This is a genomic window from Corynebacterium sp. HMSC076G08 (assembly GCF_001811515.1).
Taxonomy (GTDB): Bacteria; Actinomycetota; Actinomycetes; order Mycobacteriales; family Mycobacteriaceae; genus Corynebacterium; species Corynebacterium hiratae.
In genome coordinates this window covers 62,915-86,254 of record NZ_KV805079.1, presented here as the reverse complement: position 1 = coordinate 86,254, position 23,340 = coordinate 62,915, and the positions used below count along the sequence as shown (strand labels likewise).

The following is a 23,340-nucleotide window of genomic DNA, read 5'->3' as shown; positions in this document are numbered from 1 at the left end:
CACGCCTACCATGGAGCTCATGCATCTTCTTTCCCTTACTGAAGCCGACCGCACCTATCTGGCCCGTATCAACTTCCTTGCCGATACTTTCGGCGATGAGCACAAGGAACTCCCTGAAGGTTTCGAGGAAGGTTTCGACTATTACCTCGAGGGTTGGGAGCCTTCCCACGGAGGTTTCATCGCTTGGGAGGGCCACGTCCCCGCCGGTGGCGTGTGGCTGAACTGGGGTACGGCTGAGCGCCATGGATTTGGCCACGTGGCGGAAGGTATTCCAGAGCTCGCTTTGGCCGTGGAGCCCCGCTTCCGGGGCCAAGGAGTGGGCACCCTGCTGATCGACGCCGCCACCGACCTCTCCCGGGAGATGGGCGCCCCGGGCATCTCACTCTCAGTGGCTAAAGACAACGACCGCGCACATCGCCTGTACCTCCACCTGGGTTTCGAGCCAGTCAGCGAGCGGGACGGCCACATCGTCTTGGTCAAGCGCTTCGACAGCAACGCCGATGCCAAAGACATCGACAAGGCCACATCAGAAGACAACTGATCAACAAGACCAGAAAGACCAGAAAACCTAAAAGGCGCTCACACAGTGAGCGCCTTGTGGAGCATAGGAGAATCGAACTCCTGACCTTCTGCTTGCAAAGCAGATGCTCTACCAATTGAGCTAATGCCCCAGCAGCTACATAGCGTACTCCTTGTGCGCGCATCTACGAAATCATGACCGGCAGAGTAGTCCTCACCAAGCGCGGTAACTTTCGTCACTTTAGTTAACTCACACCTCTTTAGTTGCGTGTCACCACGGAAAACAGCACGCGAAAGAGGGACAATGAGTCGTCTCTGAAACTTTAGTGGAAGGTCGTCATGCGCCGAATAATCCTCCGCTCCGTAGCCGCACTCACGTTGGCTGCCACCGTCACGGTCCCACAGCAAGCAACTGCCCAGGAGCTGCCCCCGCTGCCGCAGCCACCCATCCCGCAGCCAACGATTCCAACCGTGCAGGACATGCGCAAGGAAGTAGACCGCATCGAGTACGAGGCCTACAAGGCCCTGCCCAAGGAGCTACAGGACAATCCAGCTTTCGCCGGGTCCTCACGCCCGGCGGCGACTCAGAGCGGCAAGCCACGAACAGACAAGCCCAACCAGACTGACAAGGCGAAGTCCCAATCAATAGCGGACAAAACCTGCTCCAATTGCGTAGCCATCACTTACGACGATGGCCCGGATGCATTGACGGGCCAGCTTCTCGACACCTTGAAGGCCAAGAACGCCCACGCCAGCTTCATGGTCCTAGCTCCTCATGCCTATGCCCATCCCGAGCTCCTCCGGCGAATGGAAGCGGAGGGCCACACCGTGGGCAACCACACCGATACACACCGCGAACTGAACAAGCTTCCCGCGAATGACGTTGACGCCGAAATCAAATCAGGTGCCGCTGCCATCAAGGCAGCAACAGGCGAAAGCCCCCGTTGGCTGCGACCACCCTACGGTGCAACGAACCAGACAGTCGCTAACGCAGCCAAAAACAACGGACAAGCACAAGCCCTGTGGAGCATTGACACCCTAGATTGGAAGGACCGCAACTCCGACCATATCTGCGCAGCGGCCGTTGACGGCGCCCAAGCAGGCGACATCATCCTCATGCATGACATTCACGTCACGACTGTCGACGCCGCCCCATGCGTTATTGACGGCCTCCGCGCCAAAGGTTTAGAGCCAGTATCGTTGGACACCCTTATCCCTAACCCAGAACCTGGGCACCAGTACCTCAGCAGGTAGACGACAAGGCAACACCCCTAGATCAGCTCATACCGTAGGAGCAAGCTAAGACAATAGCTTGCTCCTACAGCATTTTCTTTACGTAGATCCGTCTGCAGTTACAGCTCGCCGTCTGCCCGATTAAAAGCCGGTCTAACAAAACAGAAAGAAGCACCCCACCAGGTGGTGGGGTGCTTCCTAAGCTCTGGCTCCGTTAGGGGCGAAGCCGATTCAAGCTAGCTTGAATTAGAAGGGGAGCTTGATGTTCAGAGCCTTAGCAATTGCCGGGAAAGCAGCTGCGATTGCGGCCAGGACACCAGCGACGATGCCGAAGATAGCGAGCGGGGTCGGCTTGCCATCGTTGGACAGCTTGTCCTTGATGTCGGAGGACTTGTCGTCCTTGTTGTTGCCCGGCTTGGTAGCGCCGTCGTTGGAGCCGTTGTCGCCGCCCTTGTTGCCACCGTTAGCCAGGTTCTCGAGGGCGTCAGCGATACGCTGGCGCTCCTTGGCCTCCTGCTCAGCGCGCTCCTTCTCAGCCTTAGCCTGCTCCTCAGCAGCCTTGGAGTCAGCGATGTCCTTCTTAACGCCATTGTCAGCGTTGAGGACCTGGCGGTAAGCCTCTTCGTACTCAAGGTTGGTGTTGTTCGGGCCGAAGAAGTCCTGCTGAGCAGCAACCTTCATTGCCAGGTAGTCGAGGCGCTCCTCGTCGGTGCCGCCGTCCCAGACAGCGACCAGGGTGTTGCCCCACGGGCTCTCCGGGTCCACGAAGTCGGCCGGAATCTGCGGAGCCCAGATGCGGTTGCCGTCGAAGTTAGCCTTGTCGGAAGCCCAGTTCTTGAAGCCCTTGAACTTCTCCTTCTGTGCCTTGTAAGCCTCGTAGTTTTCGTTCTTGGCCTTGGAGACAATGCCGGTGTTGTGAGCGATGAGCTCAGCGTAAGCCTCGCGCAGGGTCTTCTGCTCGCCGTTAACAACGACGGTGCCGTTCTCGTCAGACTCACGCAGCTCGAGGACGCGAGCGCCGATAGCGAACTCGGTCTCCATTGCGCGCAGGACGCGAACCTGAGCGTATGCCTGGTCCAGGTAGCCCTGGCGTACGAGGATGTCGCTACCCTGAGCACCGCGGGAAGCCTCGAGGGCGGCCTTGCGAGCCTCTTCCAGCTCTGCACCGTCTGCCTTCAGCTGCTCGAGCAGCATCTCAGCGTCAGCGATCAGCTCCTTAACGAGCGGGATGTAGTCACGGTCGATGTAGTTCTTATCGGACTCATCAGCACCGCGCCAACCGGTGTAATCGAGGCGCTCCTTGTAGGTCTCGATGGTCTCTTCGAAGATCTTGATGTTCTCTGCCGGGGTCTTCTGAACGGAGTTGAAGTCCTCCGGATCAACCTGGTTCAGCTTCGGAGCCTGAAGTGCCGGAAGGTTAACCTTCTTCGAAAGCTCCTCGGCCTTCTTCAGGTCGCTTGCCAGCAGGCCTTCCTTAGGCTCGCCGTCGCCGTAAACCTTGCCACCGGAGATGTTGGTGACGGTGGTGTTGTAGTCGAAGGCCTTCTCTTCGTAGTTCTCCCAAGCCTTGTCTGCGGACTTGTCATTCTGCAGAGCGTAAGCTACGGAAGCGCGAGCAGCCTGAACGTTCTTCTCAGCCTGTGCGAGCTGCTTGGTAGCCTCGTTGGCTGCAGCCTGGTAAGCCTTGTGGTCTGCCTGCTCGGAGCGGTCAAGACCGTCGGTGTTAGCAGCAGCGGCAGCTTCGTAGAGCTCGCGGAACTGGTTGTTGTTGACGATGTAGTGGTCGGTTGCAGCTACGAGATCGCGGAGCTGAGCCTCGGTGACGTTCTTAGCTTCAACGTCCTTGCCCAGGGATGCGTCCGGCTCGTTGAAGCCGCCGCCCTGGATGTTGGAAGTGTTGGTGTCCTGAGCGAAAGCCGGGACTGCAACACCGGAGACACCGGTGGCAACTGCGATAGCACCTGCGAGAGCAGCGGTGCGAACACGGTTCTTGAACATGTAATTCCCCTATGAGAGTTGAGGTCGGACTGTGAAAATTATCTTACGATAACCGTCGTGTAGGGCGACGCTAGCAATCGTTCTTCATGAATGATCTTCACATTCTCAACGAGTAGTGCAGCTTTTGTCGCTGCAGCAAGATTATCGAAGTCTGGCGGGTCTTTCCAGTCAAACACAACTTATTTTTAAACTTTTTCCAACCAGCTGGCGGCGATGCCTCGCATTTTTGCTGGTAGATGGCCTTCTTCTATACAGGAGTTGAAATTGAAACTATTTCGAACCTTTGTGACAGCTGTGAATGAACTACCCCTATCTGGGTAATAATTACACGAATGTCATTGCACTTGCTAGGGTGTCGGCCCAACTTTCACCCTCACTCCCCCTGATACCTGGAACGGGTGATTCCTGTGGGCCTTCGTGGGGCCTAAGTGGAAAAAGGAAAGACGCTCAGCTTCGTTGTCGTTGCCGAGCGTCTTTCCTTATTTATATTGTGGAGCATAGGAGAATCGAACTCCTGACCTTCTGCTTGCAAAGCAGATGCTCTACCAATTGAGCTAATGCCCCATTGTTCCGTGGTGGGCCTAGCTGGAATCGAACCAGCGACCTCATCGTTATCAGCGATGCGCTCTAACCGACTGAGCTATAGGCCCTTGACCGGAACGAGTAGTTACTCTACATAGGACCGGCGATTTATTACAAATCGCCTGGTCATATGCAGTATTTGAAGCTCTTTTTGCTTCACTTTGTATCGCTATTGATGCGGCTCATCTTGCAGGCGGATCTTGAATCCTCCGAAGACGTCCACGATGGCGTTATATATAACAGCCATGAGTGGCGCCAGAATCGTCATCAGGACGGCGATGATGGCGCCGAACAGGGCGGCTGCAGAGACGACCAATCCGAAGGAGACCTCAAATCCGCCGCCGACACCGCCAACAAGGCTGTTCAGGGAATCCCAGATGCCCGCCTGGTCAAGGCCGATGTACAACAGGCACACGGCGATGATCCAGGCCACGAGGCCGACGAGGGACATGGCCAAGCCAACGCGGAACGCCGACATGGGCGAAATCCGGGCTAGGTGAAGCTCTCGTCCAATCATGGGTTACTCCTCGTCCTTATCGGAGTCCTTGTCTTCGCCCTTTTCCTGCTTGGAGTTCTCTCCAAGCTTGAGGTGTTCGGGCTTGACGTCCTCGACAGACTTTTCACCCTTGGCAACTGCCTGGGCGTCCTCCTCACCGTCGTCTTCAACATTGCGGTCGATAGCCAGCAGCTCGACGTCGTCGGCCAGGTTGACCAAGCGCACGCCCATGGTGGCGCGGGAGCTCGGGCGAATCTGGTTGACTTCGGTGCGGACAACACCACCTGCAGAGGTGATGGCAAAGATCTCGTCGTCCTCGTCGACGGCGATTGCTGCAATGAGCTTGCCGCGCTTTGGCGTGTACTTGAAGGTCATCACGCCGAGGCCACCGCGGCCCTGCGGGGTGTACTCCTCAATGGCGGTGCGCTTGCCGTAACCGCCGGAGGTAGCTACCAGGAGGAACTGGCCGTCATTGACCACGGACATGGACAGCAGCTGGTCATCGCCGCGGAAGCGCATGCCCTTCACGCCGGCGGTAGCGCGGCCCATCGGGCGCAGCTGGTCATCGTCCGCGGTGAAGCGGATTGCCTGACCCTGCTCAGAGGTGAGCAGGATGTCATCGCCCTCGTTGACAAGCTGTGCACCGATGAGCGCATCGCCTTCGTTGAGGTTGATCGCGATGAGGCCGGCAGAACGTGCGGACTCGTAATCGGTCAGGCGGGACTTCTTCACGCGGCCCTGCTGGGTAGCAAGAACCAGGTATGGGGCATCCTCGTAGGACTGGATCTGAATGACCTGGGCAATTCGCTCCTCCGGCTGGAACTCCAGCAGGTTGGCCACGTGCTGGCCGCGAGCGGTGCGGCCCGCCTCCGGGAGTTCGTAGGCCTTGAGGCGGTAGACGCGGCCGAAGTTGGTGAAGAACAGGATCCAGTCGTGCGTGGAGCAGACGAAGAAGTTCTTGACAATGTCATCCTGCTTCAGCTCCGCACCGCGCACGCCCTTGCCGCCGCGCTTCTGGGCCTTGTAAGCATCGACCTTGGTGCGCTTGGCGTAGCCAGTAGCGGTAATGGTGACCACGACGTTCTCGCGGGCGATGAGGTCCTCATCGCTGACGTCGCCGGAAGCGGCAACGATCTGGGTACGGCGCTCATCGCCGTATTTTTCGACAATCTCCTCTAGCTCATCGTGGACGATCTGACGCTGGCGCTCTTCGCGGGCCAGGATGTCCTTGAGGTCCGCGATGATCTCCTCGATCTCTGCTAACTCATCGATGATCTTCTGGTGCTCCAGGGCGGCTAGACGGCGCAGCTGCATGGCGAGGATGGCATCGGCCTGGACATCGTCGACGTCTAGAAGCGCCTTCAGGCCCTCGCGTGCCTCATCGACCGTGGGGGAACGGCGGATGAGCGCGATGACCTCATCGAGCATGTCGAGTGCCTTGACCAGACCGCGCAGAATGTGGGCGCGCTTCTCGGCCTCATCGAGGCGGTACTGGGTACGGCGGACGATGACCTCGATCTGGTGGGCCACGTAGTAGCTCAGCATCTGATCCAGGCGCAGGGTGCGCGGCACGCCATCCACGATGGAAAGCATGTTGGCGCCGAAGGAGGTCTGCAGCTGGGAGTGCTTGTACAGGTTATTAAGGACAACGCGGGCTACGGCGTCACGCTTGAGGGTGACCACGATGCGCATACCCACGCGGTCGGAGGATTCATCCTCGATCTTGGCGATTCCGGCGATCTTGCCGTTGACCACAGACTCCGCGATATTGGAAATCATGTTGTCCGGGTTGACCTGGTAGGGCAGCTCAGTGATAACGATGGTCTGGCGGTTGCCCACCTCCTCAATGGAGGTCACGCCGCGCATGCGGATGGAGCCGCGGCCGGTGGTGTAGGCATCCTTGATGCCCTGGTCACCTACGATGAGGCCCGCAGTCGGGAAATCCGGGCCCTTGACGCGCTCCATGCAGGCAGCCAAGGCTTCTTCCTCGGAAGCATTCGGGTTATCCAGCAGCCAATAGATGGCATCTGCCAACTCGTTCAGGTTGTGCGGCGGAATGTTGGTGGCCATACCGACAGCGATACCGCCGGAGCCGTTCATCAGCAGGTTCGGAACGCGGGAGGGCAGAATCGTCGGTTCCTGCGTCTTGCCGTCGTAGTTCGGCGCGAAGTCGACGGTGTTCTCGCGGATATCGCGGACCATCTCCATGGCCAGCGGCGTCATGCGGCACTCGGTATAACGCATAGCTGCCGGGCCGTCATTACCGCGGGAGCCGAAGTTACCCTGGCCATCAACCAGCGGGTAGCGCATGTTCCACGGCTGGGCGAGGCGCACGAGGGTGTCGTAGATAGCGGAGTCGCCGTGCGGGTGGAACTGGCCCATCGTGTCCGAGACCGGACGGGCGGACTTTACGTAGCCACGGTCCGGGCGGTAACCGGAGTCATACATGGCGTAGAGGATGCGGCGGTGAACCGGCTTGAGGCCGTCGCGCACCTCCGGCAGGGCGCGGCCGACGATGACGGACATGGCGTAGTCGATGTAGCTCGACTCCATCTCCTCATTGATGTCAATAGGTTGGATGCGATCGAAGAGATCACCGTTGTTATCACTCATGAGTCCCTATCGTACCGTTTAACGACCTCTGAGGCTGTTTCTGGCTCGGACGTGGTATCACTGTGATACCATTCTCGCCATGGCTATGACACTGCGCCTGACCCCAGAGCAAGACCACGCGCTGACCTTGTTGGCTTCCGCGCAAGGTAATTCCAAGCACGAGGCGGTGGTCCGCGCCGTCGTCGCGGCAGCCGCGCGGACCTTGTCGGATGCCGCCGTGCAAGACACCGCACGCAGGTTGTTGCCCGGGCGCTCGGAATTGGAGGCGGAGATCCGCCGGGCACGAGGGGTGCGTCAGTGAATGTTGAGCAGCTGGTCTTAATTGCACGGGAGTTCTGCCGGGTATATCGCGTACGGATTACTGACTTCGCCGCCTTGGCTGCGGCAGCTGCCGCGAGCACGGCCTCCGTCGAGGGGATTGCAGTGCATGGCAGCCGCGCTGCAGCGGCACAGTCGCTGGAGAAGGTTTTGTGCTCAGTGCCCGCGTTGAGCGGAAAGAATGAAGAATTCGCGCGATTGTGCGCGCAGGTCTATCTTTCTGTTGCAGAAGTTATGTAAGTTAAACGTGATAAAGAAGTCTCTATTCCCTTCTGAGAAAGGAATTCCCTATGTCCTCCATGTCCTTGAAGAAGTTCCTCGCCGCCGGCGTTGTGGCTACCACCCTCACCACTGCCGTAGCCCCCGCCGCGAGCGCTACGACCGCCGATAATAACTGGCCCACCAACCCCGACTTCCAGCAGGGCGAAGCCGGCTCCTCCCTTACCGGCTCCACGCCCATCGACATGACGCTCATCATCGGCGGTTCCATTGCTGCTGCGATGGCGCTGCTCAAGCTCGTCGTGGATAACAACCCTGCTCTACGCGCCCAAGCCGATGAATTCGCCGCGCAGATCGGCATGGCAGGCTCCTCCGGTTCGTCCGAGCACAACCGCCTCTACGAGGGTGGTCTCGACTTCGACCTTGAGCGCCTGGCCCGCACCAATGGTTTCCCCGAGATTGCTGACCAGATTGCCGCGCTCAAGGCAGGCTCCAGCGCCCCGGCACAGTAAGCTCGCCTGTATGACAAACCTCTCCCAACTCCTCCAGTCCCCTACCCGCAACGCCGTGGTGGCGGACTTGTCCACGGCAGCAGATGACGCCGTAGCATCGCTGACTGGTATCACCGGCATGGCCTTCAAGGGCGCCCTAGTGGCCGCAAAGAAGGCGGATTCCAAGGTTCTGTCCAAGGGAATCAACCAGATGCTGCCGGAGCTGCTCAACACCCTGGATTCCTACTGGAAGGAATTTGAAGGCTCTGAGCAGTCCGATTTCGGCACCTACCTCGACGGACGCAGCGGCGAAGTTACCGAAGCCATCATGGCTGCGGCTGATAGGGCCGCCAAGGACATTAAGGCCCCCGGCATCGCGCGCACCTACAAGTCGCTGCGTGGCAAGGCCTCTTCCATCTTGGAGCCCAACGTGGCGACCATCGGCCGAGTTCTGCAGCGCCACATGGATACCGTATAAGTGGATTAGCTTTTTCGGGCCGCAGGCACCGACAAAAAAGACCAGCACCTCTTTCTGAGGGCTGGTCTTTTTCTTGCTTTCTCTTGTTCCCCTGTGGGCTCGTACTTTGAGATGTTTTAGACGTCGAGGAAGCGAACGTCCTTCGCGCGGCGGGTAATGAAGGAGCGGCGGGCGGCCACGTCATCACCCATGAGGATGGAGAAGAGCTCATCGGCGCGCTGTGCATCTTCTAGGTCCACGCGGCGCAGGACGCGGGTCGTCGGATCCAGGGTGGTCTCCCAGAGCTCGGAGGCGTTCATCTCACCCAGACCCTTGTAGCGCTGGATGCCGTCGTCCTTATTGATCTTGCGTCCCTGCTCCAGACCCTCAGCAAGCAGCTTGTCACGCTCAGCATCGGAGAAGGCATAGCCCGGCTGACCCTTGCCCCACTTCAGCTTGTACAGCGGCGGATTCGCCAGGTACACGTGACCATCCTCCACCAGCTGCGGCATGAAACGGAAGAGCAGCGTCAAAAGCAGCGTGGCGATGTGCTGGCCGTCCACGTCGGCATCGGCCATGAGCACGATCTTGTCGTAGCGCAGCTTCGAAATATCGAACTCTTCGTGGATACCGGTGCCCAAGGCGGTGATGATGGCCTGGACCTCAGCGTTCTTGAGAACCTTGTCCATGCGGGCCTTTTCGACGTTGAGGATCTTGCCGCGCAGCGGCAGGATGGCCTGGAACATGGAATCGCGGCCACCCTTGGCGGAACCACCTGCGGAGTCACCCTCCACGATGTAAAGCTCAGAAAGCTTCGAATCCTTGGAGCGGCAATCCGCCAGCTTGCCGGGCAGGCCACCGAGGTCGCCGGCGGACTTACGACGCACCAACTCACGTGCCTTACGCGCGGCTACGCGGGCGTGCGCGGAGGACACGGCCTTGTTGATAATGACCTTGGCCTCAGCCGGGTTGGCGTCGAACCAATCGTTGAGGTGCTCGTTAACAGACCGCTGGACAAAGCCACGGATCTCCGAGTTACCGAGTTTGGTCTTGGTCTGGCCCTCGAACTGCGGATCCGCCACCTTCACGGAAATAACGGCAGCAAGGCCTTCACGGCAGTCATCGCCGGAGAGGTTGCCATCCTTTTCCTTGAGGAGCTTGTGCTCCTTGGCGTAGCGGTTCATCAGGGTGGTCAGAGCCGCGCGGAAGCCTTCCTCGTGCGTGCCGCCTTCGTGAGTGTTAATGGTGTTGGCGAAAGTGTGGACGGACTGCTTGTAGCCCTGGTTCCACTGCAGCGCGATTTCCACCTCATGGTCCTCACCCTTAACGTCGAAGGCAACGATGGTGGGGTGGATGGCGGACTTGTTCTTGTTGAGGTGCGCAACGTAGTCCTGCAGACCGTTCGGGTAGTGGTAGGTGACTTCCTTCTTCTTCTTGGAAGTCTTGCCCTCGCCGTCCTCGCCCTCCTGGCCGGCTTCGTCCTTGTTATCCAGGGAGCTCAGGCTGACGGCGGAATCGCCGGCCTCGGCGATCTCTTCGAGCTCGGCCTGCTCCTTGGAGATGGCGCGCTCGTCACGCAGAACAATGGTCAGACCCTTGTTCAGGAAGGCCATCTCCTGCAGGCGGCGGGCGATGGTGTCGTAGTTAAACTCGACGGTTTCGAAAATCTCCGGGTCCGGCCAGAAGCGGATCGTGGTGCCGGTACCGCGGGCATTATCGCCCTCCACCAGCTCATCGGGGATAGCGTTGTTGAAGTTCTGGTACCAGTGCTTGCCATCGCGTTTGATGTCCGCCTCGACGCGGGTGGACAGGGCGTTGACCACGGAGATACCCACGCCGTGCAGACCACCGGACACGGCATAAGATTCAGAGTCGAACTTACCGCCGGCATGCAGCTGGGTCATAACCACCTGGACGGTAGGGATACCGGAGGCGTGCATTTCGACCGGGATACCACGGCCGTTATCGATGACCTCGATGCCCCCGTCCTCACGGAGGGTGACAATGACCTTGTCGGCATAGCCCGCCATTGCCTCATCGACGGAGTTGTCGACGATCTCCCAGATCAGGTGGTGCAGGCCGCGGGCACCGGTGGAACCGATGTACATACCGGGGCGCTTACGGACGGCCTCAAGGCCCTCCAGAATCGTAATTGACCCCGCATCATATGCGTGTTGTTCAGCCACGGATTCGTGTACTCCTTTTGGCTAGAGCTAAATCTAAGACTTTAGCCATTCTACACTGTGTCCCCCCACGCGAGGACAGTGCACGCCCGTGAGAGCCCCAAATTTGCGTGAATTTCGCGATCGCCCCGATCAGCCGTACGTATCCTGTGAGCCCTGCGGCTTGACCCACTGGCGGCCCTCATAGTTGCGGTGCTGCTTAGGCCCTTGAATGTGGAGCTTAACCACCACGTCCGGACCTAGGCGGTCGGCGATCTTCTGCAAGATGGGCCGCTGCAGGTAGCGCAGCTCGGTGGCCCAGCTGGAGGAATCGCACGCCACGTAGACAACCTGCTCCTTGATGGTGAGCGGCTGGGTATGCGCGGCGATGCGCTCGCCCACGAGGTTTTCCCAATTGCCCATGACCCAGCCATGAGCTAATTCGTGCTCCCAGCCGCGCTTGCCAATCTCGCGTTGGATCTGCGCGCCCAGGCTAGGGATGTCGAGGCTCCGGCGCCGGCGGCGACCGTCGGGTCCACTCGGCCGCCCGCGCCGAAAAGGCTTCGGCTGCTGTTCTTGTGACGTTGGCGCCAGGTTCATCTTGGGGGCCGGTTTATTGAGCTTTGGCGGATTCTTCGACGTGTTTCGGGTGCGCTCAAAGAGCGCTTTGATCGGATCAAATTCCTGCTCAGTCATCGCTTTCACCGCCCGCATCGTACGGTGCGATCTCTGATACCCGGCCCTCGTCGGTATCGCGCACGCTGACGGTAAAGCGCTCGATGGGCTGCAGGTTGCCGGGCAAATCCTCATCCACCGCCGCAGTGATGAGCACTTGTTCCGCGCCTGCGGCGAGATGAACGAGCTTCTCGCGGCGCTTGGCATCGAGCTCAGCAAAGACATCGTCGAGGATGAGGATCGGATCCGTGCCATCCTGGCGCAGCAGGTTGAACTCCGCTAGGCGCAGGGAAATGGCATAAGACCAGGTCTCGCCATGGCTGGCAAAACCCTTGGCGGGGCTCGTCCCCAGGTTAAGAACGAGGTCATCGCGGTGCGGGCCGACGAGAGAGATACCTCGTTCGATTTCGCGCTGGCGTTTATTTGCTAGCTCAGTGAGCATCATGGCCTCGATGACCTCGCGGTCGGAGGTATCCACCGTGGACTTGTACTCAATCGCCGCCGGGCGCGATTCCGGAGCTAGGCCGGCATAGGCGGCGGGGATGAGCTCGCGGAGTTCGTCGACAAGCGCCAGGCGTGCCTGGATCACCTGCGCGCCGAGGGAAGACAGCTGTGTATCCCACACGTCGAGGGTCGCCAGCGCGGAGGCACCGTCGCTGTCGTTGTAGCCGCGGCGCAGGCTCGGTGACGCCGACTTCAACAACACGTTGCGCTGCTTGAGCACCTTGTCATAGTCGGCCTTGATACCCGCCAGGCGCGGAGTGCGGGAGGCAATGATGTCATCCAAATACTGGCGGCGCGTTGCCGGTTCGCCCCGCACGAGGGATAGATCCTCCGGGGAAAAGAGCACTGTTTGCACCACACCCAGCAGCTCCCGCGGGGATTTCAGGCGCGTGCGGTTGATCTGTGCCTGGTTCGCCGCGTGGGGTTTGATGAGCAGGTGCGCGGTAAGCTCGCGCCCCTGGTTGACCGCCGTGGCGGAAATCCGGGCGTTGGTTGCACCGTGGCGCACGAGCGGGGCGTCGTGGGCGACGCGATGTGAGGACAGGTGGGCAACATAGCCGATGGCTTCGACGATATTGGTCTTGCCAAAACCGTTGCGGCCGACGAAGAGGGTAATCCCCGGTTTGAGCTTGAGTGTGAGCTCGGGCCAGGAGCGAAAGTCCCTGACATCGAGATCGCGAATAAACATATGGCCTAGCCCGGCAAGCGCACTGGCATCAGCAGGTAGGTGAAGTCAGTCTCCGGGGTGGGGAAAGAGCCATCCTCGTTGGCCTCCGGCAGCTCCTCCGGCTCCGGAATCATAATCGCCGGGCGCGAGGGCTCGGTAAAGCCAAAGACCACGCGGTCCGTGTGGACCACGGCCAAACCATCCTTGAGGTAGGACGGGTTAAACGCAATGACGAAGTTGTCGCGGCCGTTAAAAGCACAGGGCAGAGACTCGCTCGCGCGACCGGAATCGGCGCCGGCGGCCAAGGTTACTTCACCTTCGTTGAACTCCATGCGAATCTGGGCGTTGCGGTCCGTCAGCAGGGATACGCGGCGGATGGCTTCCTGCAGCGGGGCGACCTCAATGCTGGCCATGGCCGTGTGGGTCTTCGGCAGCAGGGGTGCCACATTCGGGAAATCTGCATCGAGCATGCGCGTGGTGGTCTCGCGGTTATCCGCATGCAGGCCGAACAGGCCTTCTGCAGCGATGTTCTCACCCGTGCCCACGGCGATTTCTACCGGGATGTTGAGGTGCGTGTCGAGGGAGCGGCCGGTCTCCTGCAGCGTCTTGGCCGGTACGAGGAGCTTGGCCTGGACATCAGGAGATACCGGCTCCCACTCGAAGGTGCGCATGGCCAGGCGGAAGCGGTCCGTAGCCGTCATCTCCACGTGGGAACCATTGATATCGATGTGCACGCCGGTGAGCATGGGCAGGGTGTCATCCTTGCCGGCAGCGGCGACAACTTGGCTGATGGCTTCCACGAAAAGCTGCGGGTTGATCGTGCCGGTGACCTCCGGAAGGACCGGCAACTGCGGGTAATCATCCAACGGGATGAGCGGCAGCTCGAAGCGGGAGGAACCACAAACCAAGAGAACCTTGTTGTCCTCCTGCGTCATCTCAATTTCCTTGTTGGGCAAGGAAGCGACGATGTCAGAGAGCAACTTACCGGCCACCGCGATACGTCCCGGCTCATCCACCATGCCGGCGATGCGCACGCGAGTCGACACCTCGTAGTCGAAGCCCGTGAATTCCAAACCATTGTCATCCGCGGTGATCAGCATGGCGCGCAGTACTGGTTGGGTGACCTTCGAAGGAAGGCTGCGCGCGACCCACGCTACGGCGTTAGCGAGATCATCTTTGGCAACGCGAAATGACACGGACTGCTCCATGATGGTGAGACGCTCCTCTAGTTCCGGATGGAAGATTCTTGCAAGCTCACTCCAACTTACAGGATCAGCACCGAACCACAGGAGTTTTGTCATTCGCCTCTTCGGCCCTCGATGAGACCGTGCGGCCAGGCTGGGCGCCGGCGAATCACACACATCCTTTTTCTTCTTAGTTAGGGAGAAAACAAAATAGGAGTAGTAATAAGCGCTGTGGGATCTGTGGACAACCCAGCAAAGGCCAAGCTCTCAGCCGCGAACCGATCTGTGAGTGAGGGTGTGGGATCACTGTGATCAAATGACAAGAAATGTGAGTAACTCGGTCGGGGCCGAAGTTATCCACAATCCATCCCCAGATCTATCGCCGCTGATCACAGGGTTGCTCACAAGGCTGAAGAGGCTGCTGATCTGCTGTGGAAGAAGAAAACGTGACGAGGATCTACAAATTACAAGAGTGGAATTACACAGCTGTGAATAACTATGTGGATAAGTTTTCTCCGATCAAAAAGACGCCCCCGGCCCACGCCCGCGGGGAGGTTGTGCGGGGTGGGCGGGGACGTCGCCAAGCGCCGTGCGGTTCTAGCGCTGGTTGTGGTTCTTCACGCGCTGGGTCAGCGCCTGGATCTCGTCGTACGTGTTGCGGTTTTCTGTCATTTCCTTGCGGATCTTGCGGTCGGCATAGATGACGGTGGTGTGGTCCTTGCCGCCGAACTGATCACCGATCTTCGGCAGGGATAGCTCGGTGAGCTCGCGGCACAGGTACATCGCCAGCTGGCGGGCGTGGGCGACGGCGCGCTTCTTACCGGAACCGCGCAGGGTGTCCACGTCGATGTTGAAGTAGTCTGCCGTGACCTCGATGATGGCCGCCGCGGTGATCTGGCGATCGGCAGAATCAGGAGCCAAATCGTGCAGGGCAATCTCCGCCATCTCTAGGCTGATCGGCTCATTGACCAAGGAAGAGTAAGCAGACACACGGATGAGCGCACCTTCCAGCTCGCGAATTGAGGATTCGAAGCGGGAGGCGATGAGCTCGAGGACCGAGCGATCGACGTCTGTGCCGTCCGCAGAAGCTTTCTTCATGAGGATGGCGATGCGGGTCTCCAGGTCTGGCGGCTGAATATCCGTAATCAGACCACCCTCAAAGCGGGTGCGGAGGCGATCCTCCAGGGTCGTCAGCTGCTTCGGCGGGCGGTCGGAAGACAAAATAATCTGCTTGTTGGCCTGGTGCAGGGCATTGAAGGTGTGGAAGAACTCTTCCTGCGTGGATTCCTTGCCTTCCAAGAACTGGATGTCATCGACCATGAGGATGTCCAAGTTGCGGTAGCGGCGTTTGAAGGATTCCTGGCGGTCATCACGCAGCGAGTTGATGTAATCGTTGGTGAATTCCTCCGAAGACACATATTTCACCCGCAGGCCCGGGTGCAGGACCTGGGCATAATTGCCGGCCGCGTGCAACAGGTGCGTCTTGCCCAAGCCGGAGCCGCCCCAAATGAACAGTGGGTTATAGGCGCGGGCGGGGTTTTCCGCCACCGCCACGGCGGCACCGTTGGCAAAACGGTTGGAGGAACCGATGACGAAGTTCTCAAAAGTGTGTTTCGGGTTGAGAGACTTCTCGTGGTTCGGGTTGTGCGCGGGTTCCTCGCGCGGAATGCGCGCGCCGGCGGCCTCCGAGTAGTCCGGGTAGCCGCTGGCAACGGTGCTCTGCTGTTCGCTGTAGTGCTGAGCCAACTCATCCAGGCTGGCCGGGGAATGCGCGGCATCCCAGGAGCGCGGCTGATGATGAGCGGGCGGAGCGGGTTGGGCCGGCTGGGTCGGTGGCGTGGGCGGCATGGCTTGCTGGAAAGACTGAGCCTGGTGGCCCATGCCGTACTCCGGTGCCTCGGTCTGAATGGGGCGCTGAGGGGCGGGAGCTTCGGTCTCTTCCTGCGGAGCAGGCTGCGGGGGCGCGGCAATGGTCACGGCCAAGGAACACGGCCGGCCCATGTGCTGCGACAGAGCGCGGGTGATGTACTCCCCCAGCTCAGCCTCAATAACACTCTTGGCATTCTCGTGCGGGGCGGCAATCAACGCGTAGCCATCCCCGATCATGATGGGCTCTACGAGCTGGAGGTTGAGGCGTTGGCTGTGGGTGAAGTTGGGAACGTCCGAGTTCGGTTGTTCGGACTGTGCCAGCAAATCACTGACCACAGCTTTCCAGCTGGCCCTTAGGGCTGCTTGCGGATCAGACAAAACGCCTACCTTCTGTGTGCTTCACGGCCACGCGGTGCCGGCGGGTGGGGCCGGCCACAGCTACTTACGTGCCTGAAAGAGAGGCTTCAGGGCCGCAGTATGTACTGCGTGAACGTGGGTTGGATCGGGGACGGATGGACGGATGAGGAAGAGACGGGGATGCGGAAATTCCAATTTCTTGTGATTTCCACCGGGGATTCCACACGATGTTTTAGTGTGTAACCTCGGATTCCACAAAGTTATCCACAGGTGTGAATAGGTGGTTTATCCACAGCCTATCTCATGGCTGTGGATAACTTTACATCGGCTCCTTAATGCAGTTGACCTGCTCAAATAGCAAAAGTCTCAAGTCATGATTGAGAGTTATCCACACCCTGTGGGCGGCTGTGGAATTAGATTCCTCAGTTGTACCGCGTTATGGGGATGCTGTCTAACGCACTTCTTTGCACGCCTGGCGCGACCGCGGCTCGACCGCGCCACGGTCGGTGGGAGGAGGCGTTGACCGCGCAGCATGTGGGTGAAAAGTGGCGCTCTAGCTGCGGATAAAAACATCCTTGTAATTTCGGGGACACCCAGTGTGTCGATTTGTTTAGCGCGCTACCTGTCACGTAACCTGTGATGGTCTATCGCAACAGTGCATGGTGCACATGTTGCATGTGGGAATGCCTCGCCACGCCTCATGGCGCTTCAAGTGCGAAGCCTCATCCCCACGTACACCATTCATCAGTGGATGTTTAAGCCTGAGCGCCGGCGGCGCTGGGCTGTGCCATCCACCAACAACTTCAAGGAGTTAATCGTGGCAAAGGGTAAGCGTACCTTCCAGCCGAACAACCGTCGTCGCGCTCGCAAGCACGGCTTCCGTACCCGCATGAGCACCCGCGCCGGCCGCGCTATCGTCGCCGCTCGTCGCAAGAAGGGTCGCGCTAAGCTCACCGCTTAATTCATGCTTCCAGCCCAGCACAAGCTCACGTCCCCGAGGCAGTTTCGGCGGACCATCAAGGGCGGGCGCCGGGCGGGCACGCGCACTGCCGTCGTGCATTTGCGCTTTAATGACGGTGAAGACGACATCGCGGCCACTGGGCCGCGGTTCGGCCTCATTGTGTCGAAAGCCGTCGGGAATGCCGTGGTTCGCCACCGCACCTCCCGGCGGCTTCGTCATGTGTGCATGTCGCTCATGCGCGATGGAGTCAACGGGAAAGCTTTACCCGCCAATGTCGACATCGTTATTCGTGCGCTGCCCGCCAGCAGCGAGGCCACCAGCCAGCGTCTTGAGCGTGATATCCGCAAAGCGTTAAGCACATGGGATATCTGAACTCCCAAGGCCAAGAGATCCCCGAAGCCCGCGGGTTCGGCAGGGTCTTGGTTTACGGGGTGCGCTTCTACCAAAAGCATGTGTCAGGCCTTAAGATGGTCTCCACCTGTCGTTTTGAACCGACGTGCAGTGCCTATGCCCTCGAAGCCATCTCCATCCATGGAGCCTTCAAGGGAACGGGCATGGCGCTCGCCAGGTTATGCAAGTGCGGTCCCTGGCACCCGGGTGGGTTTGATCCGGTACCGACCAAACAACAACTGAGGTAAACAACTCTCGTGCTTAATTTCATCTATTGGCCAATTTCAGCCGTCTTGTGGTTCTGGCATTGGCTCTTGAGCTTCGTCCTCGATTCCGCATGGGGCGGAACCTGGATCATCGCCATCGTCCTGCTGACGTGGACGCTCAAGGCCATCATGGTCAAGCCGACCATCACCCAGCTGCGCTCTTCACGCAAGATGCAGGAGATCCAGCCGCAAATCCAAGAGCTGCGCACCAAGTACGCCAATGACCAGACCAAGGCGGCGCAGGAGATGCAGCGCATCTACAAGGAAGCCGGCGTGCGTCCCGTGGCGGGCTGCCTGCCCATGTTCGCGCAGATCCCCATGTTCATTGGTCTCTTCCACGTGCTGCGTTCCTTCGACCGTACTGTGGCCGTCGCCGGTGGTATCGGGCACCCGGCCGGTGAGGCGATGTCAGAGGAAATGAACGCCTCCATCGCCAACTACATCTTCAAGCCCGAGCTGGTGAAGCAGTTCGTGGATGCGAAGATCTTCGGCGTGCCGCTGGTGGCCAACCTGCGCCTGAACTCCGGTGTGGAGATCGTTAAGGAAACCACCACCATGCAGGCGGCCGTTATTATCGTGCCGCTCATCGCCATCATTGCGGTGCTCACGCACTTCAACGCCCGCATGTCCCTCAACCGCCAGGAGGCACGCCGCGCCGCCGGCAAGACTGCTGCACCCCAGGGTCAGAATGCGGAGATGATGCAGCAGCAGATGGCCATGATGAACAAGATGATGCTGTGGTTCATGCCGGCGATGCTGGTCTTCTCCGGCTTCATTTGGCCCATCGGTCTGCTCTTCTACATGCTGGCCAACACCGTGTGGACCTTCTTCCAGACCCGCATCGTCTACGCCAAGATGGACCGCGAGGAAGAAGAAGAGGCAGCCGCCAAGGCTGAGCTCAAGCGCACCTCCGCGCCGAAGCCGGGTGCACGCAAGAAGGACAATCGCTCCAAGAAGCAGCGCCGCAAGAACAATAACTAGAAATTAACCCAGGAGTTTTCACAGTGACTGAATCTGTGTCCGACACTGTGCCACTGGACCCGTCTGACGTCTTCGGATCGCGTCTGCCGCTCGCGCAGAAGTATCACGATTCGCTCGCCACGGACGGGTCCACTCGTGGTTTTATTGGCCCCCGCGAGGTCCCGCGCCTGTGGGAACGCCACCTCATCAACTGTGCCGTGGTCGCGGAGGTGATGCCGCAGGGCGCCACGCTTATCGACGTCGGCAGTGGCGCCGGCCTGCCCGGCATCCCGCTTGCCATCGCGCGCCCTGACCTGAAGATCACTCTCATCGAGCCGTTGCTCAAGCGCTCGACCTACCTCAACGAGGTCGTCGACCTGCTGGGTCTGGATAACGTCACCGTCATCCGCGGCCGCGCCGAGGAAGGCCCCGTGAAAAAGCAGGTGCAGGGCGCCGACATCGTGACCTCCCGCGCGGTGGCCCCGCTGGGCAAGCTGGCCAAGTGGTCCTTGCCGCTGGTGCGTAAAGGCGGCGAGATGATCGCTCTCAAGGGCTCCTCAGTGCATGAGGAGCTGGAGCGCGACGCTGCCGATATCAAGCGCGCGGGTGGCGGAAAAGCCGAGGTCATGACCATCCACGGCACCACGATTATCCGTGTCCCGCGCGTGAACTAAAGTAGACGGCATGACTCATCCTCGTCTTATCACCATCGCGAACCAGAAGGGTGGCGTGGGTAAAACCACCTCCGCCGTCAACCTTGCCGCCGCGCTCGCTGAGGCCGGCAAGAAGGTCTTGGTGATCGACTTGGACCCGCAGGGCAACGCCTCCACCGCGGTAGGCGCGGAGCATACCTCCGGCACCAAATCCAGCTATGAGGTCCTTTTGGGTGACTGCAGCGCGGACGAAGCAATGCAGCGCTGCCCCGACGATGAGAACCTCTACTGCATCCCTGCCACCATTGATCTGGCCGGCGCTGAGATTGAAATGGTTTCTCTGGTCCGCCGCGAGTTCCGCCTCTATGACGCCCTGCACAACGGTTTTCTTGAGGAGCACGGTTTCGACTACGTCTTCATCGACTGCCCGCCCTCCTTGGGCCTGCTCACCATCAATGCGATGACGTGTGCGGAGGAAGTCATCATCCCCATCCAGTGCGAGTACTACGCGCTGGAGGGCGTTGGCCAGCTGCTGGGCAATATTTCCATGATCCGGGAGCACCTCAACGAAGACCTTCACATCTCCGGCGTGCTGCTCACCATGTTCGATGCCCGCACCAAGCTGGCTGAGCAGGTGGCCAATGAGGTGCGCGAGCAATTCGGCGCCGTCGTTTTGGGTAATGTCATCCCGCGTTCTGTGCGCGTTTCGGAGGCGCCGGGCTATGGTAAGACGGTTATCGCTTATGACCCGTCGTCGACAGGCGCCCGCGCCTACTCCGCCGCCGCGCGCGAGCTGGATAAGCGTGGGGACTACACGCCACACCCCACCACGGGTGCCATCGGCGTGAGCCCAGAGATTTTCGCGGAATTGGAAGGATAGGACATCGTGGCAGATAAGAAGGCAGACCAGAAGCCGGAGCAGCGCCAGGGCGGACTAGGCAAGGGACTGGCCGCTCTCATTCCGTCTGGCCCGGGTGCTCCCTCCCGCAAGCCGCGTCTTGGGGATTCGGCGGCTGACATTATCCTCGGCGCATCCGCCGGCACTCCTAAGGATGGCGGCACGAAAAGGGTGCAGGGTGCGCCGACCATCCAGCAGTCCACTGGCTCGAAGAAGCGGCAGGCGAAACCTTCGGTGATTGGTGCGACGTACCGGGAGATCTCCGTCGGGGACATCATGCCCAACCCGAAGCAGCCGCGTTCTGTCTTCGACGAAGATGAGTTGGCGGAGCTGGTCCACTCCATCAAGGAGTTTGGCCTGCTGCAGCCGGTCGTTGTGCGCCCCGCCGAGGAGGGCGGCTTCGAGCTCATCATGGGTGAGCGCCGCTGGCGCGCCTCCTCCAAGGCGGGCCTGGCCACCATCCCGGCCATTGTGCGCGATACCAAGGATGATGATCTGCTGCGGGATGCGCTTCTGGAGAACATCCACCGCGTGCAGCTCAACCCGCTGGAAGAGGCCCACGCCTACCAGCAGCTGCTGGAGGAATTCGGCGTGACCCAGAACGAGTTGGCTGATCGCATCGGCCGCTCCCGCCCGCAGGTCACCAACATGATTCGCCTGCTCAAGCTGCCGGTCAGCGTGCAGAAGCGCGTCGCCGCTGGCACCTTGTCCGGTGGCCATGCCCGCGCGCTGCTGGGTCTGCCGGATGCCGAGGCCATGGAGCTCATTGCGAACCGCATCGTGGCCGAGGGCCTGTCCGTGCGCGCCACGGAGGAAGCCGTCACCCTATACAAGCGCGACGGCAAGCCGGCCGAGCCAAGCAAGAAGCCTGCCGCCCCGCAGCCGCAGTTCTTTACCGATTCCGCTGAACGTCTGGCCGATCGCTTTGACACCAAGGTCACCGTCACCATGGGCAAGCGCAAGGGCAAGATGGTCGTCGAATTCGGCGACCAGGAAGACTTCGAGCGCATTCTGGCCCTCATTGAGGGCAAGGAAAGCAGCTAGTCCACCATGCTTGTTCAGGCCGTCAAGGAAGGTGTTGCCATCAACCCCTTGGCGGCCCGATCCATCTTTTGGGAGTTGAAGACCACGGCCGCTGATCCTGTCTTCGAGAAGGAAGCATGGATCAGCGCCACGCTGCTGCGCTGTGGCGAGTGCGGTTTTACCGTGGGTGATGAGGCCACAGTGTTCTTCTGCCCGCCCGATCTTGCCCCCGGTGCCGCGAAGCTGCCCACCTCCCCCGTCTCGGAGGACGCGGTGCTGGTGTCCTCGCTGTTCGTGAAGTCGCATCGCGCGGCGAAGGGCTTGGAGGCGGTGCTTCTCGATGCCACCATTATGCACCTCACTTCCCGCGAAGCCAGCGCCGTTGAGGCCTTTGGCTTCCGCGATGCCCGCGCTGCCGAAGATCTTTTGCGGGGCAAGCCCGGCCGTATTGGCTTACTACCGGTAGAAACACTGGAGTCAGCTGGCTTCATGGTGGTGCGCGATCACCCCATCACGCCGCGTCTGCGCCTCGAGCTGCCCCCTGCCTTCGATCTGCTGACCGCAGCCGCTGTGGAGGACCTCCTCGCCCGCGCCTTGGCCTAGATACAGGATGGTTCCAGCTGCCCGTTAGGAAGAGCGCTCCGCGCGCAGGAGCTCGTCGAAGCGGTACGTGCCGGTCACGGCGGTGTCGTCGTCGAGGAGGTAGAGGCGCTTGACGGAGACGACGATGGCCTCGGCGATGTCATCGCGGCACTCTGGGTTAGTCAGAATCGCCACGTCCTTCGGGCTGGTCAGGTAACCCAGAACTACCTGCACCACCGGCATCTGCGTCAAGCGCAGCAGCGCCCACGTGCGGCCGTGGTTGCGGCAGTTGCCCAGCTCGGTACGGGCAACGATTTCGCGCTGGATGAAGCCGGAGAGCGTCTCCCCAATGAGGGAGGAATTGCCGGACTCAGAACCGAAGTAGAAGGTGGCTACGCCATTGGCTTTTTCCGTGGGGTACTCATCGCAGGCGAGTGAAATGACCAAGTCAGCGCCAAAGGCATTGGCGATGTCGGCGCGATCGTGGATGGAGGGATCATCGGTACGCGGGCGGGAGATGATGGTCTCCATGCCGGCGGCAATCATGCGGCCGGCGACGCGCTCGGCTAGATCCCAGAGGATCTCTTCTTCCGTGATGTCGCCATAGCGGCCCTTGACCGTGCGGCCCTTGTTGAAGCCGCCGAGGCTGGGGTCGATCACCACGCGCTTGCCCGCCAGCTTGGGCCCCGCGTTGCGCACGCGCTCGCGCTCTTGGATATTGTGCGCCGAGCCGCCCGTGATCCGCCGACCCAGCAGATTGAGCGCGTTGATGGTGGCCGGGCCGCAAATGCCATCGCTGCGCAGGCCGGAGTTCAGTTGGTATTCCGCCAGCGCCGCGTAGGTGCGGGCCCCAAAATGGCCATCGATGCGTTCTTGGTAGAAGCCGAGTTCCTGGAGCTGTTGCTGCAGCTGGGATACATCATCTCCCACCTGCACGTTGCCCGGTTCATAAGCCAGTACCCGCGCGCCTAAGGTGTAGGAAGCCTGACGCAGCTCACGCAAAGTAAGGTCATCAATATCGCCGCTGGGCACGATGCCGCGGGATTGCTGGAAGGCTTTGAGCACTTGCGCCAGCTCGTTATCAAAGTACTTATCGGCTTCGGAATACTTCTGCTTCTTCCAGTCGGACAAGGTCCCCTGGTAGTCAGTCATCAGGCCGAGGCGGGCAAGGGTTGCGCGTGCTTCGGCGACCCGAACGCTCTGGTCACCTACACGTAAAACGCGGTTCACACCTACCCCTTTCGTGATCAAGGAGGCGCACCT

General features: G+C 60.2%; 23 protein-coding genes and 3 tRNA genes. 14 read left to right on the top strand and 12 right to left on the bottom strand.

Annotated features, from left to right (window positions below; all coding sequences use genetic code 11):
• Nucleotides 1–10: 10 nt before the first annotated feature.
• On the top strand, nt 11–541 hold the full coding sequence (locus tag HMPREF2806_RS10430; RefSeq protein WP_070517661.1) for a GNAT family N-acetyltransferase: 531 nt from the start codon (nt 11–13) through the stop codon (nt 539–541).
• 57 nt (nt 542–598) lie between these two features.
• Here HMPREF2806_RS10430 and HMPREF2806_RS10425 read toward each other — a convergent pair.
• Nucleotides 599–671: transfer RNA gene (locus tag HMPREF2806_RS10425), tRNA-Ala, on the bottom strand.
• A 187-nt stretch (nt 672–858) separates the two neighbouring features.
• On the opposite strand from HMPREF2806_RS10425, the gene HMPREF2806_RS10420 reads away from it, so the two are divergent.
• Nucleotides 859–1,773: a polysaccharide deacetylase family protein gene (locus HMPREF2806_RS10420; RefSeq protein WP_070517660.1), complete on the top strand. Its 915-nt coding sequence runs from the start codon at nt 859–861 to the stop codon at nt 1,771–1,773.
• Between the two features lie 225 nt (nt 1,774–1,998).
• On the opposite strand, the gene HMPREF2806_RS10415 is transcribed toward HMPREF2806_RS10420, so the two are convergent.
• The 5 genes from HMPREF2806_RS10415 to gyrA all read right to left on the bottom strand — a co-directional run bounded on the left by HMPREF2806_RS10415 (nt 1,999) and on the right by gyrA (nt 7,441).
• Nucleotides 1,999–3,750, bottom strand: a complete 1,752-nt coding sequence (locus HMPREF2806_RS10415) for a hypothetical protein (RefSeq protein WP_070517659.1) — start codon at nt 3,748–3,750, stop codon at nt 1,999–2,001.
• 491 nt (nt 3,751–4,241) lie between these two features.
• Nucleotides 4,242–4,314: transfer RNA gene (locus HMPREF2806_RS10410), tRNA-Ala, on the bottom strand.
• A 9-nt stretch (nt 4,315–4,323) separates the two neighbouring features.
• Nucleotides 4,324–4,400 (bottom strand) — tRNA-Ile (locus HMPREF2806_RS10405).
• 101 nt (nt 4,401–4,501) lie between these two features.
• Nucleotides 4,502–4,849, bottom strand: coding sequence for a DUF3566 domain-containing protein (locus HMPREF2806_RS10400; RefSeq protein ID WP_070512874.1), 348 nt, complete (start codon nt 4,847–4,849; stop codon nt 4,502–4,504).
• Nucleotides 4,850–4,852: 3 nt separating this feature from the next.
• Nucleotides 4,853–7,441, bottom strand: a complete 2,589-nt coding sequence (gene gyrA, locus HMPREF2806_RS10395; protein ID WP_070517658.1) for a DNA gyrase subunit A — start codon at nt 7,439–7,441, stop codon at nt 4,853–4,855.
• A gap of 79 nt (nt 7,442–7,520) precedes the next feature.
• Between gyrA and HMPREF2806_RS10390 the strand changes: the two genes are divergently transcribed.
• From HMPREF2806_RS10390 to HMPREF2806_RS10375, 4 genes are read left to right on the top strand one after another with little or no spacing between them, the layout of a single operon-like run.
• On the top strand, nt 7,521–7,742 hold the full coding sequence (locus HMPREF2806_RS10390) for a CopG family transcriptional regulator (protein ID WP_070517657.1): 222 nt from the start codon (nt 7,521–7,523) through the stop codon (nt 7,740–7,742).
• A complete protein-coding gene (locus tag HMPREF2806_RS10385; RefSeq protein ID WP_070517656.1) occupies nt 7,739–7,999 on the top strand; it encodes a cell filamentation protein Fic in 261 nt (86 codons plus the stop codon). The genes HMPREF2806_RS10390 and HMPREF2806_RS10385 overlap by 4 nt, the downstream gene beginning before the upstream one ends.
• Nucleotides 8,000–8,049: 50 nt before the next feature.
• A complete protein-coding gene (locus HMPREF2806_RS10380) occupies nt 8,050–8,490 on the top strand; it encodes a hypothetical protein (protein WP_070517655.1) in 441 nt (146 codons plus the stop codon).
• A gap of 10 nt (nt 8,491–8,500) precedes the next feature.
• Nucleotides 8,501–8,947, top strand: coding sequence for a DUF6918 family protein (locus HMPREF2806_RS10375; protein WP_070517654.1), 447 nt, complete (start codon nt 8,501–8,503; stop codon nt 8,945–8,947).
• A 116-nt stretch (nt 8,948–9,063) separates the two neighbouring features.
• On the opposite strand, the gene gyrB is transcribed toward HMPREF2806_RS10375, so the two are convergent.
• From gyrB to dnaA, 5 genes are all read right to left on the bottom strand, one after another.
• Entirely contained in the window at nt 9,064–11,112 is a 2,049-nt protein-coding gene (gyrB, locus tag HMPREF2806_RS10370; protein ID WP_070517653.1) for a DNA topoisomerase (ATP-hydrolyzing) subunit B, read from the bottom strand.
• Between the two features lie 129 nt (nt 11,113–11,241).
• Complete coding sequence (locus tag HMPREF2806_RS10365; RefSeq protein WP_070517652.1) at nt 11,242–11,784, bottom strand: DciA family protein; 543 nt, start codon at nt 11,782–11,784, stop codon at nt 11,242–11,244.
• Complete coding sequence (gene recF / locus HMPREF2806_RS10360) at nt 11,777–12,955, bottom strand: DNA replication/repair protein RecF (protein ID WP_070517651.1); 1,179 nt, start codon at nt 12,953–12,955, stop codon at nt 11,777–11,779. Before recF ends, HMPREF2806_RS10365 begins: the two co-directional genes overlap by 8 nt.
• Before the next feature lie 5 nt (nt 12,956–12,960).
• Entirely contained in the window at nt 12,961–14,142 is a 1,182-nt protein-coding gene (gene dnaN, locus HMPREF2806_RS10355) for a DNA polymerase III subunit beta (protein ID WP_070517650.1), read from the bottom strand.
• A gap of 573 nt (nt 14,143–14,715) precedes the next feature.
• Nucleotides 14,716–16,365 (bottom strand): chromosomal replication initiator protein DnaA, encoded by a 1,650-nt coding sequence (gene dnaA / locus HMPREF2806_RS10350; protein ID WP_070512885.1) that lies wholly within the window; start codon nt 16,363–16,365, stop codon nt 14,716–14,718.
• A 796-nt stretch (nt 16,366–17,161) separates the two neighbouring features.
• Between dnaA and rpmH the strand changes: the two genes are divergently transcribed.
• The 8 genes from rpmH to HMPREF2806_RS10315 are packed head-to-tail and all read left to right on the top strand — an operon-like array spanning nt 17,162 to nt 22,098.
• Nucleotides 17,162–17,305, top strand: a complete 144-nt coding sequence (gene rpmH, locus HMPREF2806_RS10345) for a 50S ribosomal protein L34 (protein ID WP_003847033.1) — start codon at nt 17,162–17,164, stop codon at nt 17,303–17,305.
• 3 nt (nt 17,306–17,308) lie between these two features.
• Complete coding sequence (gene rnpA, locus HMPREF2806_RS10340; RefSeq protein WP_046648702.1) at nt 17,309–17,677, top strand: ribonuclease P protein component; 369 nt, start codon at nt 17,309–17,311, stop codon at nt 17,675–17,677.
• Nucleotides 17,665–17,943, top strand: a complete 279-nt coding sequence (gene yidD, locus HMPREF2806_RS13225; protein WP_175975006.1) for a membrane protein insertion efficiency factor YidD — start codon at nt 17,665–17,667, stop codon at nt 17,941–17,943. Before rnpA ends, yidD begins: the two co-directional genes overlap by 13 nt.
• Before the next feature lie 9 nt (nt 17,944–17,952).
• Nucleotides 17,953–18,942, top strand: coding sequence for a membrane protein insertase YidC (gene yidC, locus HMPREF2806_RS10335; protein ID WP_070517649.1), 990 nt, complete (start codon nt 17,953–17,955; stop codon nt 18,940–18,942).
• Nucleotides 18,943–18,965: 23 nt separating this feature from the next.
• Nucleotides 18,966–19,595: a 16S rRNA (guanine(527)-N(7))-methyltransferase RsmG gene (gene rsmG / locus HMPREF2806_RS10330; protein ID WP_046648704.1), complete on the top strand. Its 630-nt coding sequence runs from the start codon at nt 18,966–18,968 to the stop codon at nt 19,593–19,595.
• Between the two features lie 10 nt (nt 19,596–19,605).
• The gene (locus HMPREF2806_RS10325; protein ID WP_070512889.1) at nt 19,606–20,454 is read left to right on the top strand and encodes a ParA family protein; all 849 of its coding nucleotides are present in this window, start codon (nt 19,606–19,608) and stop codon (nt 20,452–20,454) included.
• Nucleotides 20,455–20,460: 6 nt separating this feature from the next.
• Nucleotides 20,461–21,516, top strand: a complete 1,056-nt coding sequence (locus HMPREF2806_RS10320; RefSeq protein ID WP_070512894.1) for a ParB/RepB/Spo0J family partition protein — start codon at nt 20,461–20,463, stop codon at nt 21,514–21,516.
• A 6-nt stretch (nt 21,517–21,522) separates the two neighbouring features.
• Nucleotides 21,523–22,098 carry a hypothetical protein gene (locus tag HMPREF2806_RS10315; RefSeq protein WP_070512896.1) on the top strand — a complete coding sequence of 192 codons (576 nt, stop codon included), beginning with the start codon at nt 21,523–21,525 and terminating at the stop codon, nt 22,096–22,098.
• A 24-nt stretch (nt 22,099–22,122) separates the two neighbouring features.
• Here the strand turns inward: HMPREF2806_RS10315 and HMPREF2806_RS10310 are convergent, their stop codons facing one another.
• Nucleotides 22,123–23,307, bottom strand: a complete 1,185-nt coding sequence (locus HMPREF2806_RS10310; protein ID WP_070512899.1) for an N-acetylmuramoyl-L-alanine amidase — start codon at nt 23,305–23,307, stop codon at nt 22,123–22,125.
• Nucleotides 23,308–23,340 lie beyond the last annotated feature (33 nt).

Coding starts and splice junctions, on each gene's coding strand:
- HMPREF2806_RS10430 (WP_070517661.1), top strand. CDS start 11: ATGGAGCTCATGCATCTTCTTTCCCTTACTGAAGCCGACCGCACCTAT.
- HMPREF2806_RS10420 (WP_070517660.1), top strand. CDS start 859: ATGCGCCGAATAATCCTCCGCTCCGTAGCCGCACTCACGTTGGCTGCC.
- HMPREF2806_RS10415 (WP_070517659.1), bottom strand. CDS start 3,750: ATGTTCAAGAACCGTGTTCGCACCGCTGCTCTCGCAGGTGCTATCGCA.
- HMPREF2806_RS10400 (WP_070512874.1), bottom strand. CDS start 4,849: ATGATTGGACGAGAGCTTCACCTAGCCCGGATTTCGCCCATGTCGGCG.
- gyrA (WP_070517658.1), bottom strand. CDS start 7,441: ATGAGTGATAACAACGGTGATCTCTTCGATCGCATCCAACCTATTGAC.
- HMPREF2806_RS10390 (WP_070517657.1), top strand. CDS start 7,521: ATGGCTATGACACTGCGCCTGACCCCAGAGCAAGACCACGCGCTGACC.
- HMPREF2806_RS10380 (WP_070517655.1), top strand. CDS start 8,050: ATGTCCTCCATGTCCTTGAAGAAGTTCCTCGCCGCCGGCGTTGTGGCT.
- HMPREF2806_RS10375 (WP_070517654.1), top strand. CDS start 8,501: ATGACAAACCTCTCCCAACTCCTCCAGTCCCCTACCCGCAACGCCGTG.
- HMPREF2806_RS10365 (WP_070517652.1), bottom strand. CDS start 11,784: ATGACTGAGCAGGAATTTGATCCGATCAAAGCGCTCTTTGAGCGCACC.
- recF (WP_070517651.1), bottom strand. CDS start 12,955: ATGTTTATTCGCGATCTCGATGTCAGGGACTTTCGCTCCTGGCCCGAG.
- dnaN (WP_070517650.1), bottom strand. CDS start 14,142: ATGGAGCAGTCCGTGTCATTTCGCGTTGCCAAAGATGATCTCGCTAAC.
- rnpA (WP_046648702.1), top strand. CDS start 17,309: ATGCTTCCAGCCCAGCACAAGCTCACGTCCCCGAGGCAGTTTCGGCGG.
- yidD (WP_175975006.1), top strand. CDS start 17,665: ATGGGATATCTGAACTCCCAAGGCCAAGAGATCCCCGAAGCCCGCGGG.
- HMPREF2806_RS10325 (WP_070512889.1), top strand. CDS start 19,606: ATGACTCATCCTCGTCTTATCACCATCGCGAACCAGAAGGGTGGCGTG.
- HMPREF2806_RS10315 (WP_070512896.1), top strand. CDS start 21,523: ATGCTTGTTCAGGCCGTCAAGGAAGGTGTTGCCATCAACCCCTTGGCG.